This window comes from Nostoc sp. (assembly GCF_036919595.1).
Taxonomy (GTDB): Bacteria; Cyanobacteriota; Cyanobacteriia; order Cyanobacteriales; family Nostocaceae; genus Nostoc.
Genome location: NZ_JBALCO010000009.1, coordinates 1 through 11,441, shown reverse-complemented (window position 1 = coordinate 11,441; position 11,441 = coordinate 1). Strand labels below are relative to the sequence as shown.

11 protein-coding genes are annotated in these 11,441 nt (G+C 41.7%); 4 read left to right on the top strand and 7 right to left on the bottom strand.

All coding sequences use genetic code 11. The features are described from left to right. Nucleotides 1–155: 155 nt before the first annotated feature. The gene (locus V7K21_RS01200; RefSeq protein ID WP_335171012.1) at nucleotides 156–839 is read right to left on the bottom strand and encodes a RibD family protein; all 684 of its coding nucleotides are present in this window, start codon (nucleotides 837–839) and stop codon (nucleotides 156–158) included. A gap of 329 nt (nucleotides 840–1,168) precedes the next feature. Here V7K21_RS01200 and V7K21_RS30535 point away from each other — a divergent pair, with 329 nt between their 5' ends. Further along, nucleotides 1,169–1,279, top strand: a complete 111-nt coding sequence (locus V7K21_RS30535) for a DUF2252 family protein (protein WP_442948839.1) — start codon at nucleotides 1,169–1,171, stop codon at nucleotides 1,277–1,279. 156 nt (nucleotides 1,280–1,435) lie between these two features. On the opposite strand, the gene V7K21_RS01190 is transcribed toward V7K21_RS30535, so the two are convergent. Continuing rightward, nucleotides 1,436–2,317, bottom strand: coding sequence for a succinate--CoA ligase subunit alpha (locus V7K21_RS01190; RefSeq protein ID WP_335171009.1), 882 nt, complete (start codon nucleotides 2,315–2,317; stop codon nucleotides 1,436–1,438). Between the two features lie 96 nt (nucleotides 2,318–2,413). Continuing rightward, complete coding sequence (locus tag V7K21_RS01185; protein WP_335171008.1) at nucleotides 2,414–3,640, bottom strand: succinate--CoA ligase subunit beta; 1,227 nt, start codon at nucleotides 3,638–3,640, stop codon at nucleotides 2,414–2,416. Nucleotides 3,641–4,285: 645 nt separating this feature from the next. On the opposite strand from V7K21_RS01185, the gene V7K21_RS01180 reads away from it, so the two are divergent. Beyond that, nucleotides 4,286–6,031, top strand: coding sequence for a hypothetical protein (locus V7K21_RS01180; RefSeq protein ID WP_335171007.1), 1,746 nt, complete (start codon nucleotides 4,286–4,288; stop codon nucleotides 6,029–6,031). 242 nt (nucleotides 6,032–6,273) lie between these two features. After that, the gene (locus V7K21_RS01175) at nucleotides 6,274–6,474 is read left to right on the top strand and encodes a type II toxin-antitoxin system PemK/MazF family toxin (RefSeq protein WP_335171006.1); all 201 of its coding nucleotides are present in this window, start codon (nucleotides 6,274–6,276) and stop codon (nucleotides 6,472–6,474) included. Between the two features lie 5 nt (nucleotides 6,475–6,479). Here the strand turns inward: V7K21_RS01175 and V7K21_RS01170 are convergent, their stop codons facing one another. Further along, complete coding sequence (locus V7K21_RS01170) at nucleotides 6,480–7,256, bottom strand: ABC transporter permease (RefSeq protein ID WP_335171005.1); 777 nt, start codon at nucleotides 7,254–7,256, stop codon at nucleotides 6,480–6,482. 327 nt (nucleotides 7,257–7,583) lie between these two features. On the opposite strand from V7K21_RS01170, the gene V7K21_RS01165 reads away from it, so the two are divergent. Further along, the gene (locus V7K21_RS01165; protein ID WP_335171004.1) at nucleotides 7,584–8,732 is read left to right on the top strand and encodes a DegT/DnrJ/EryC1/StrS family aminotransferase; all 1,149 of its coding nucleotides are present in this window, start codon (nucleotides 7,584–7,586) and stop codon (nucleotides 8,730–8,732) included. Nucleotides 8,733–8,806: 74 nt separating this feature from the next. Here V7K21_RS01165 and V7K21_RS01160 read toward each other — a convergent pair whose 3' ends face one another. The 3 genes from V7K21_RS01160 to V7K21_RS01150 all read right to left on the bottom strand — a co-directional run bounded on the left by V7K21_RS01160 (nucleotide 8,807) and on the right by V7K21_RS01150 (nucleotide 11,314). Continuing rightward, nucleotides 8,807–9,550, bottom strand: coding sequence for a DUF561 domain-containing protein (locus V7K21_RS01160; RefSeq protein WP_335171003.1), 744 nt, complete (start codon nucleotides 9,548–9,550; stop codon nucleotides 8,807–8,809). A 777-nt stretch (nucleotides 9,551–10,327) separates the two neighbouring features. Further along, nucleotides 10,328–10,870: a Uma2 family endonuclease gene (locus tag V7K21_RS01155; RefSeq protein ID WP_335171002.1), complete on the bottom strand. Its 543-nt coding sequence runs from the start codon at nucleotides 10,868–10,870 to the stop codon at nucleotides 10,328–10,330. 174 nt (nucleotides 10,871–11,044) lie between these two features. Further along, nucleotides 11,045–11,314, bottom strand: coding sequence for a tetratricopeptide repeat protein (locus V7K21_RS01150; protein WP_335171013.1), 270 nt, complete (start codon nucleotides 11,312–11,314; stop codon nucleotides 11,045–11,047). Nucleotides 11,315–11,441 lie beyond the last annotated feature (127 nt).

Below are 11,441 nucleotides of genomic sequence, written 5' to 3'. Positions count from 1 at the left end.
GATTTGGCAGCAGGTGATTTTGCTCCTGTAGCTCTAACCGCTCCTGCTATCAATGGTTAGATAGTAAAGTTTAGCTAAATCAAAAAGCGCTCTCCCGAATTGGGAGGGCGCTTTTAGTATCAACGATAATAGTGCTTAATTCTGGCAGCACATTCTTAGTTGAGCGTGCGGTAGTGTAAAAACAACTCACTTCCAACTTGACGAGTTTCGACAAGTTGCAGATGAGGAGCAGCATGGGGAAGAAAACCCTCTCCCTCTACTGGGGTAGGGGCGTCCTTTCCTCCATAAATGACGGGCCAAATTGTCAACCACCAATCATCAATTCGCCCAGCCTTTACTAGAGAAGCTGTTAAAGAGCCGCCTCCCAAAGCAACGACCTTGTGAATACCCCGCTTTGCCATCAAGCTGTAGGCTCGATCCCAATCTAGGTCTGTATCTCCCAAATCAATTAATTCAGCCAGTTTTTGCAAGGTCGTTGTATCAGAACTGCGCTCCAAACCAGCCCGTGTCGTAAATATCCATCGCTCAATGTCCTCGCTTAAAAAAGCGAAGTCCAGCGATAGGTCAAGGGAACCTGAGACAACGCAGATAATGGGTTGAGGAGACTGACCCCGAACCTCACGTGCTGTTAACAATTTGGGATTGCGAATTGTAAAAGTTACCTCTTCTTCAGCCCGAATCGTCCCTGCTCCTACCAGAATAAGATCAGCAAGGGAAACTTGATACTCTACGTGTGCTTGATCAGCGGCGTCGGAATCACGGGGTGCTTTAAGATCTACGGCGCTAATCTTTCCATCGACGGTCATGGCAAGAACCACAGTTGTTTGGATAGCTGACATGATTACGTTCTGACAGTTCTTTATAATTTTACCTTTTTGAATTCTTTGCCATGAATAGTTATTGCATTGTGCTTTAAATCACTTTTCAAGCTATAGCTCAAGGTGGTAAAAGAATTCTCGTTGGATGATTAGCAAGAGTCAATCTCTTTACACCTAAGAGACTGTCATGCTCAAACGCATATCTGCAATTGTAGTTGTCTTAATTTTAATTTTGGGGTTTGCATCTCTAGTCAAGGCTGGAACTCCCCGTTCAATTTGGGTAGAGAATGAAATTTACCAATGCAACCATCCCTTTGCTTCTCAATTGGCTCAAGAACTGGCAATGAAATATGCACAAAATGACAGCTACACCCTTCGCTTTTTATCGGGGGACGGCTCACATTTTTTATAGGCAATACTTTTCAGGTTTTGGGGAAAAAGGGAATGGGATTGCGGTTTGAATTCACCTTTCCCCCTTATCCTCTGGCAGCACCCACTATTAAAAGAGATATTTTCCACAGATGGAGGCGAGCAGGTGATAGACTTGTGGAGCGATCGCCATTACTCATGGATTATAACTGGCAGACAAAGCTCGATTATTGTTTCGCTTTTTGTAATTAGTTAATCTCCTTTCGCAATAATTCTGGAATCTTAGAAGGACGTTCAGCTACTGGAACTTGCGCTTCTTTTAAAGCAGCTAATTTACTTTGGGCTGTGCCAAAATTAGGATCGCGTCCGATAACCGTTGCTAAAGTCCCAGTTTGACGCCAACTCTTTCCTGGTGGCGCTTGTCTACCTGCAATGTAGGCAATTACTGGTTTATCAATTGCCTCAGCAATGTACCGGGCTGCTGCTTCTTCACTACCACCACCAGGTTGACCGACTAAAACTATCGCCTGTGTGGTTTCATCCTCATCGAGAATTTGCAGCCATTGGAGAAAGGAAGAACCAACGATCGCATCACTACCAATACTGACACTAATCGACTGCCCCAAACCGGCTTTTGTTAATTCGTAAGCAACTTCGTAGGTGAGGGTGCTGCTACGACTAACGATCCCCACTGGGCCAGGAGTATAAAACTCGCTAGGTTGAGTACCCAAAAGAATTTTTCCTGGCACAATGATCCCAGGACTGTTGGGCCCGATTACCAAAGTTTCACATGCCTCAGCTTTGCGGAGTAATTGCACCATATCCAAAGGCGGCACGCCAGCGGTAATAATAATGATCTGGCCAATATGAGATGCGATCGCCTCTAATGCCGCATCTAGCACGTCGTAAGGATCTACACAGATAATTGTCGTGTCAATTGCCCCAAATTGTTCTATTACCTCCTCTACTAAATCAAATACTGGCAATCCATGCAGTTCCTGTCCGCCACATCCAGGATTGACACCGGCTACTAAATTCGTACCATAAGCTTGCATTTGAGCAACATGAGTGCCTGATATAAATTCACAAAAGCCTTGAATTAACACTTTGCTGTCTGGCGTTAGGTTCATAATCTTTCTCCGAGAAACCCAATCCCCTTGTGGGTTTGGAGGGAGCGGTAAAAATTAATAATTTCTGATTTTTGAATTGTCACAAAATGACACTCACTATTTCTTATGAGCCGTTGGTTTAGCAAGACGAATTGCTGCCGCCACTGCCTCATCTAAATTTTCTACCACAAGGAGCGCGTCGTTGTGGGTTTTTAGTGTTGCTAAATATTGTCTAGCAGCATTGAATTCAGAACCAGCAAGACGAACAACTAAGGGTGAAAAATTCCGCTCTCGCCGACTTTTACTACCATTAGAATGTACAACCTGTGATTGAAGTTCGCTGTTGTCTTGCTGCACAACTCTGGCTATAACTTCAGCCACTTCCTCAGTTAGAGGAATGCTACCCAGAAAGTTAATTAGTATTACTTGAATGCTTTTGTCAGCCTCTAGGATTTTCAGACCTATCTCTAGGCGATCGCAGAAGGTAGTTGGTGTCGTATCTGTCAGGAAAGCATGACGTAGATTTAAACAAACACCTGGATTACCACCAGCATTAGCGACTAGATCCAAAGTTGCCATCACTGAACCAGTACCATTACCTAAAATACCGATTTTACCATGCATTTTCACACCATCCCAGTCACCCAAAATACCATTTATTTCAGTACTGGTATGACGGCTGATAATTTTTGCCGCCATCTCGGCAAGATCGGGATGACGCTTGATCGCTCGTTCGTTGACCCTGACTTTACCATTAAGAGCCATAACTTGACTAGTAGCACTGACTGCCAAGGGATTAATTTCGACTAAATCCAGGTCTTTTTGCACAAATAACTGGTACATTTTCTCTACAACGCTGCTTACCGACTGCATCAGCGTCCCCTGTAAACCCATTTTCAAAGCCAATCGTCGGGCATAAAATGGCGAGAATTCTTGTTCCACAACAACATAGTGCATTCTTTCCCCAGCGGATTCCCAATCGATGTTTGCTTCTTTGCAACCTAAAAGTACCGGTCGGCAAACAGCAGTATCTAAAACTACCGCTAGATAAAATTCCTGGTTGGCGTCGTATTGGGATTCTGCCAGCACAACTTCTGGCAATTCGCCCCATATTGGTAGACTAAAGATATTTTGAGCAGCTGCTATCGCATCGATAGTCGTTTCGGCAAACCTGACTCCACCTGCTTTTGCCCGTTCCGCTCCATGTACTTGAGATTTCAGTACAATTGGAAAGCGAATTTTTAAACGTTTCAAATCTGTAGGATGGTCAATTCGTTGCGAAGGCAATACAGGAATGCCTATTTTCCCAAACCATTCTTTAACTTGATACTCTAATAAATCCATTGATACACCTTGTATTGACACTTTCCCAGCCTTTAGTTAGTGCTGTCTTAATATTTTGCAGCACCTTTATTGCAGAATTAAGCTTTTGGCAGCTATAAAAATTTCTTTTTCACGGATCAATTTTATCGAATTCAGCAAATGAGGCACATTAATTTTGATAGCCAATCTGTTTGTACCAGAGCCACAACACGAAATTAATCTCCTCAGTAAGTTTCCCAGCATAGAAGATAATTACCATTTATGTCAAAACTCTCTGATATCACATCGTTTCTTTAACCTTTGGATAAATTTGTCACAACTGTGTAACTAGAATTTTGCACAGTTGTAGCTCCTGTGAATTTAATTGTCACGAAATAATGTGGTGGAAATACTCAAAAACTCTATTATTCCCATTTTTATTTGTAATTTATATCTGAAGACAGATTATTTAATTTTGCATCTAGTGCTGTAAAAATGTAGTGATGCGAAGAATTACTCCTCTTTGAATTTTTGGTGAAAAGTTAAAATTTGTGTTAGAAAGTTGGTCGTTCAGATTTTCAGGCTGTGGTTGGTTCAACTGTGCATTTGCATTCAACAAACCTAAAAAGTTCATTTTATCTCCTTAAAGATAATCAAAACAATATAGAAGTTCAGCGGGAAAGCTCTATGAAAGTAGCAGTCCAGCAGGAAGATTTACAGCTTTTAGCCAAAACTTTGCAGGAACAATTACTTGTAGATGTCTCAACGGCTGAAGTCTTCGAGGTTAAGTGTGCCGTCAATAAAGACGGGTTAATGATTTTAACGCAACATGAATCAGATGTAATTGTTGACGCTCAGATAATCTTTGCAGTCCTTGAGAAAGTACTTCAGTATATAGCACCTAATAGTGAGCAGCGAGTGCAATGTTTCCTCAGAGTTTTTGGTGAACAACTTCCTTATGCGAAATGTTTTCTACACCTGAAGCAAAAGGGGGGATGGGAAGATGAGAGAGATGGGGAAGCAGGGGGGCAATACTTTTCTGCCATTTCATCATCTCTGACCTATTCTTCATCACTCGATGAGATTGAGGAAGAGAAACCATTTGACCCGTTTGCAGATGCGCCGAATTTGCCGATTTCAAAGCCAGCATCTCAAATCAAACTTATCTTAGTGGGTGCAGCTTTAGTAGGAATTGTAGTCTTAGGCGGTGGTACTTACTTTTTGACTCGCCCTTGTGTAATGTCTGAGTGTAAAGAAATACAAAACGCCGAGCAATTAAAAACAAAATCTCCGCAACTGATGCGCCGCGCTAAGTCTGAAAAAGAATTAGTAGCTGTACAACAGCAGCTTACAACAGCCAGTGCAGCCCTGAATGCAATTCCTAGTTGGTCGCCCCGTTTCCAGGTGTCAAAAGAACTAAAAGCAAGTTTGTCTGGACGGTCAGAAAAAATCAATCAGGTGGTCAAGGCTTTGCAGACTGCATCTTTGGCGACACAAAAAGTTCAAACTCCTGCAAATAGCCTAAAGGAATTACAAAGTAGGCAACATTTATGGCGACAGGTTATAGCGCCACTAGAAGATATAAGTTCCAATAATGAACTCTATGGGCTAGCGCAAGGGAAATTATTTGATTATCGTCTCCGTTTGCAGGCTGTAAATCAGCAGATATTTACTGAGGAAAAATGGCTGAAAAAAATAACAGCAGCAAAAGCTGTAGCTAATGCAGCCAAGAATCGGGAAGCCACTGCTAAATCTTTGAATGACTGGCAAAAGATTCAGTCTACTTGGCTGGTAGCCATTAATGCCTTGAATAGCATTCCCTTAACTAGCCCTGGATACCAAGAAGCCGAAAAGCTGTTGGTAGATTATAAACCTAAATTAGTTGCGGCACGCGATCGCGCTGCTAAAGAACAATTAGCTGCTAGAACCTACCAACAAGCCGTTAGCACCGCCAAGCAAGCCAAAGTTTATCAGCAACAAAACCAATGGCAAGCAGCGGCGACATACTGGGATCAGGCTTTGCAAACTGCTAAAAAAGTTTCCCAAGATAGCTTGTACTACACTCAGGCTCAGTCTCTCATCGAACCCTATTCAACAGCCCTCAAACAAGCACAAGAAAAACTACAAGTTGTTAGTAGTTTGCAACAAACCCGCACTGATTTGGATAAAACCTGTATTAATGGAATTCGGATTTGCACATTTAGCATAGACAACACAAGAATTATTGTTCGGTTAACGCTTGAGTATGACCAAATAAGGCAAAATAATTTGGCTAATCCTTATTCTGAAAATTCTAATACTGCTGTTGATGTTATCAATCACTTGCAAATCTTACGGGAAGCGCTAGCTGTAATTGGTGACAATGCTAACCTGTCGCTTTTCCTCTATGATTCTCAAGGTCAGGTAATTTATACGCGGACTTTGGGAGGGTAAGTAGAAAAGTTATAAGTTAGAAGTTTTTTAATTGGAAGTTCTTAAAAGGATATTAAGCTATTCCACATTTAAAAAAGCATAATTGGGGTGGGCATTTTGCCCACCCCACAATAGTTATATTTAATTCGGTTATGCAAATTAAATGTTTTTCAACTTAGCAAAGTTTCTTTGCTCCTGCCCCACTCCTCACCACCATTACTTTTCGGCACCCTGAACCATTCTTGTAAATTTTCACTTTTAGCTTGTCTGTTCAATTGTGCTTAAATACGAAATTTCATCTTCTGATCGCAATCACAGATCAGATTCGAGTCCTCTCAAAATCGCGCTTATTGCGTTTGTGGGGAAGGCTTTCTGAAGAAGCGATCGCTCAACTGAACCGAGCGCTATTGATTGCTCTTGATCTGCCAGGGCAAGATGATAAAATACTCTTGGATGTAGATTAATTCCCTCACCTTATTAACTGCGCGGCGGAATTGAAAAATTGACGACACAACCCCTTCGTGACTAAAACTGTTGTCAACAAGTTAGCGAAAACAACCATGAACATAATCAAAATTTCGTAAGATACTGCGTCCAGAGGTTTTACACCAGCTAATAACTGTCCGGTGGTAATTCCTGGTATTGCGACCATACCTATGAGGATCATTTGATTGAGAGTGGGAATCAATCCGGCTCTGATCGCGTCTTTGCGGTACTGGCTAACTGCTTGCTCTGGAGTTGCGCCCAAGCTCAAATGGGTTTCTATTTCGAGATGGCTGGAATTAATGGTGCTGACAAGACGATCGCCTGCTAAGGCAGCTGCATTAGTAGCATTACCTAAGACTATCCCTGCTAGGGGAATTATATACTGTGGTTCATACCATCTTTCTGGTTGAATGATCAAGAAGTTGGTGTAAAGCACTGTCAGGGCGGTACTAATTAAAATTGCACCCCACACCAAAGGCAACACATAAGGAATTTTTTGGCTGATGCGATTTCGTGCGACAATCGCCGTAATTGTCAGCATTATTGCTAATAGCGCCAAAACTGCCCAAGCATTGTCTAAAGCCAAGATGAAATCTAAAATGTATCCCAATACAAGTAGTTGTAAGATGGTTCTCCCAGTAGCAAGGGCTAAGTTAAACTCTAATCCTAATTTTTCCCAGGCAGATAAACCAATGGCGATCGCCATCAATCCCACAGCAATAGCTAAATCCACGAAATCCAGCTTGATCAGATTTTGCATGGGTTCTCTATCTCCTGGTATTTTGTTATCAAAGCAGCCCACACGCCTGGAACTTTGATCCGATGTGTTGGATCTTGGTTGATATATATCACTTTCATCAATTCAAAATTCAAAATGATACGACCAAAACATGGCAAACACCTAGTATATCTACTATCTGTAAATTAAATGTGCGGTAGTTTACCGCCCCACAGTTTAAGTAAAAACCCTAATAGATGCGTATCTTGGGCGATAGTCTTTTAGTAGCTCCTCTTTGATTAATAATTCAATCAGCAAAAATTGACTGTCGAAGTGCATCCTTTGTATCTCCCGATAAAATGAGAACTCATGATCCAAAGTGTAAATCCCATCCCTGCCTTTGATATTAAGCAGCAATACACCACCATCGAAGCAGAAGTAAGTGCAGCTGTATTAGAGGTTCTGGCTTCTGGCCGCTATATTGGCGGCCCCTTAGTCGAAGGCTTTGAGCAACAGTTTGCTGTTTATAATACTGTTACTGAATGTGTGGCTTGTAATTCTGGTACTGATGCGCTCTACTTAGCATTACGAGTCTTGGAAATTGGTGCAGGCGATGAGGTGATTACAACGCCTTTCACCTTTATTGCGACATCTGAAGTGATTAGCGCCGTGGGTGCAAAGCCTGTTTTCGTTGATATTGACGCTACTACGTTTAATTTGGATGTAGAGCAAGTGGCGGCGGCGATTACACCCAAAACCAAAGCGATTATCCCGGTTCACCTATTTGGACAACCTGTGGATATGACATCATTGATGGCGATCGCTCAGTCTCACAATTTGTCAATAATTGAAGATTGCGCTCAGTCTACAGGGGCGATTTGGGCTGATCAAAAAGTAGGAAGCATTGGACATATTGGTTGCTTTAGTTTCTACCCTACCAAAAATCTTGGTGGTTGCGGCGATGGCGGGGCAATAACGACTAATAATCCAGCGATCGCTACTAAACTGCGAATACTACGGGATCATGGTAGTAAAATTCGATATTTACACGAGAAAATAGGTGTAAATAGCCGCTTGGATGCTCTCCAAGCCGCTATATTGCAGATTAAGCTGCGTTATTTAGATATTTGGAATGATCGCCGCCGAGATATCGCAAATTATTACTATCACTTCCTTAGTCAAGTTCCGGGGATCGTCCCGCCTCAAGAATTACCTGGGGGTATTGGGGTATGGAATCAATACACTATTCGCATATCAGGTGAAGGACGAAATGGTTCTAGCGCCAAATATCGAGATTGGGTGCGTAGTCAATTGCAAGAGCAGGGCGTCAGTTCAATGATTTACTACCCCCACCCTTTACATTTGCAGCCAGTTTATCAAAGTCTGGGCTATCAAATTGGCGACTTACCAATAGCAGAGCAAGCTTGTCATGAAGTCATATCCTTGCCTATGTTCCCAGAACTGACAGAACAGCAGCAAGATCAGGTGATTTATGCGTTGAAAGAAGTTATGAGTTAGGAGTAGAGACGCGATTAATCGCGTCTGTAGAGGAGTTTTGAATGAATAAGTTTCTTCAACTCATCACTCCTAACTCATTTCATTACTGCATTTGCAGTCGCTAAGGCTTCCACTAAGCCACGCACAGCGGCAATCATGGCTACTTCGCTATTGAGTTGATTAATGGCGGAACCAACACCAACACCAGCAGCACCAGCAGCGATCGCTAATGGTGCGGTAACGTTAGAAATGCCTGAAGCACATAATACTGGCACTGACACCACACGGGAAATCTCAAAAGCTGCTGCTAAAGTGGGAGCAGCTTTTTCAATTAATCCTAAAGTTCCAGGGTGAACTGGGTTACTGCTAGTACCGCCTTCGGTTTGGATAATGTCCGCTCCAGCTTTTACCAGTTCTTCTGCTAACTGCACCTGTTGATCTAGTTCCAAAATGTGAGGAACGGTGACAGATAGGGTGATTTCCGGGAAAAGAGCGCGGGTTTGCTTAGTCAGCGCTAGCACTTCTGGAGCCTCAAAGCGGCGTCCTTGAGCATAGAAGGAATCGAAATTCCCGATTTCAATTAAATCAGCACCAGCTGCCACAGCTTGCACAAATTTCTCTGGTTCTACTGCTGACACACAAATTGGTAATTTTGTCAAACTTTTAGCTAATTGGACTAAGGCTGGATCGGCGGCAATATCGACAAAAGTAGCACCGCCAAATTCAGCAGCTTTGACAGTCGCAGCGACGCTAGCGGCGTCGAAGTTATTTAAGCCGCTGATCACTTTCAGAACGCGGCGGTTATTAAATGCACGTTGGAGTGTGGAATGCATCGTCATAGTTTGGCTTTTGAAGCTACGAAAATTAGGTATATTCTACCGTCCCTCAGTTGATGAGAGACTAAATCACTATGGTAGTTGTCAAATCTTGATAGTTTTATGTTATTTCTCGGATTAGCGATCGCTATATTGTAAAATTTGTTACTAAATATCGTAATTTAGCATCCCTCTATAGGGTATTGAGTAACCGTCCTTTGCAATAAAATATAATCATCTTATTGCCCCATCACTTTTGCTTATATTCACTGACCCCGATATAATATGCCAGAACAAAATGATGTTGATGATATTAGAAAGAAGCTTGGAATTGTATCTGTTAGGGATTTCCTTACCCCAGGAGAAGCCAATCACAAAGAACGTCTTCAAAATTGACTTACTATTAACAACTTGAAGGTTTTCTTTCAAAAAAGTAATCTAACTATCCAGTTCAGAGGAACTAAGTTAGTTTCCTATGAAGTTGATTTGGAGAGATGTTGCAATAGTGATGAATTATTAGATTGGGTATTTCAGTTGAAAGGTAAAAACTGGGAACTGGGTTTGATATACGGCTTTCTTGAAATTCTGAATGATACTTATAAGGATGTTTTTGGATTTCCGGCACTAACATTATATCAACCTGGCAATAATCTAGATTGGAGAAATGGAACCTGGCATAAAAGCAGTTGAGAAGATGATAAAGGAGTATGATGAGTGAAAAACGTTTTAAAAAATGTAAATAGCGTAAAACTGCCTTTATTTCTACGTTATAGACATTGTAAACGACATAAATACACTATTCTAGTCAAACTCTAGAGGCCACAAATCTGCAATTGGTACTTCCCATCCTGGAAGCAGTTCAGGAACTATTAAAATATCGCCATCACGAAGTATTATTGGCTCTTGTCCAAAGTTGTAAACTTCAACAATCCGCTCATCTGGATTGAGCAAAATTCCTACTTTAGTTCCCAAACTCAGAAATTCTTGAATCTTGGCTCTCAGATCCTCTAAATTATCACTAGGGGACTTCACCTCTACAGTCAAATCGGGAGCCAATTGAGCAAAAGACTTCGGACTACGACGCAAGCGTTCGGCTAAAACAAACGAGGCGTCCGGTGCGCGTAAATCTGAATTTGGCAATCTGAAACCAGCGCTAGAAGCTGCTGTTCGTCCCAGTTTACGCGGTCTTACCCAGTTACGTAACTGGGCTACCATTTCAGCGGCAACTTCATCTGATTCGTATCCTGATGGACTCATGACAATAATATTACCCTTAACTAGTTCCATGCGATAGTCAGGATGCTGTTGCTGCATTTTTTCCAAGTCTTCAAGCGTTAGGGACATAAAACCTCTAATTATCACACGCCCTGTATTTATATTATGGAGACAACAGACCTCTCTAGGAGCGATCGCCCCATGAATTTCCCTGTCATCGCCAAACTTGTCACTCCAAAGACTTCCTATCTTCTGCTGTATCGTGAAAAAACAGGAATAAGCAGTAAAATAAAATATTATTGCTTATTTTGCAAAACACTCCATTGCTGTTTGAACTTTCTTAACTTGCCTGGGTGCTTGCATTTCGTGAAAAAGAGTGCTCGCTTGCACAAAACTTTCTTTACTCTGCTCAATTTCACCCATTTTTTTATGAGTCAATGCCAACTGATAATAAGCCTCAGCTAAATCTGATTTAGCACCGATTTTATCAATAATTTCTATTGCTTTTGAATGATTAAAAATTGCTCTATTAAATTCTCCCTGTTCTCGAAAAAGTTCAGCAAGACAACTTATAGCTTTAGCCTTAATCTGGGTAAAGTTGTTTTCTGTAACTGCCCAGGTAGGAATGTCAGGAATATTCCCATGAGGGAAGAAAGATGGTAGTGTTCAAGCATGAATCCAGAAGAAAAAGATCAAAAAA

What these genes read in the sequence shown, in the direction of transcription:
- V7K21_RS01200 (WP_335171012.1), bottom strand. Translation starts at nt 839, where the DNA reads ATGTCAGCTATCCAAACAACTGTGGTTCTTGCCATGACCGTCGATGGA.
- V7K21_RS30535 (WP_442948839.1), top strand. Translation starts at nt 1,169, where the DNA reads ATGCACAAAATGACAGCTACACCCTTCGCTTTTTATCGGGGGACGGCT.
- V7K21_RS01190 (WP_335171009.1), bottom strand. Translation starts at nt 2,317, where the DNA reads ATGAACCTAACGCCAGACAGCAAAGTGTTAATTCAAGGCTTTTGTGAA.
- V7K21_RS01185 (WP_335171008.1), bottom strand. Translation starts at nt 3,640, where the DNA reads ATGGATTTATTAGAGTATCAAGTTAAAGAATGGTTTGGGAAAATAGGC.
- V7K21_RS01180 (WP_335171007.1), top strand. Translation starts at nt 4,286, where the DNA reads ATGAAAGTAGCAGTCCAGCAGGAAGATTTACAGCTTTTAGCCAAAACT.
- V7K21_RS01170 (WP_335171005.1), bottom strand. Translation starts at nt 7,256, where the DNA reads ATGCAAAATCTGATCAAGCTGGATTTCGTGGATTTAGCTATTGCTGTG.
- V7K21_RS01165 (WP_335171004.1), top strand. Translation starts at nt 7,584, where the DNA reads ATGATCCAAAGTGTAAATCCCATCCCTGCCTTTGATATTAAGCAGCAA.
- V7K21_RS01160 (WP_335171003.1), bottom strand. Translation starts at nt 9,550, where the DNA reads ATGACGATGCATTCCACACTCCAACGTGCATTTAATAACCGCCGCGTT.
- V7K21_RS01155 (WP_335171002.1), bottom strand. Translation starts at nt 10,870, where the DNA reads ATGTCCCTAACGCTTGAAGACTTGGAAAAAATGCAGCAACAGCATCCT.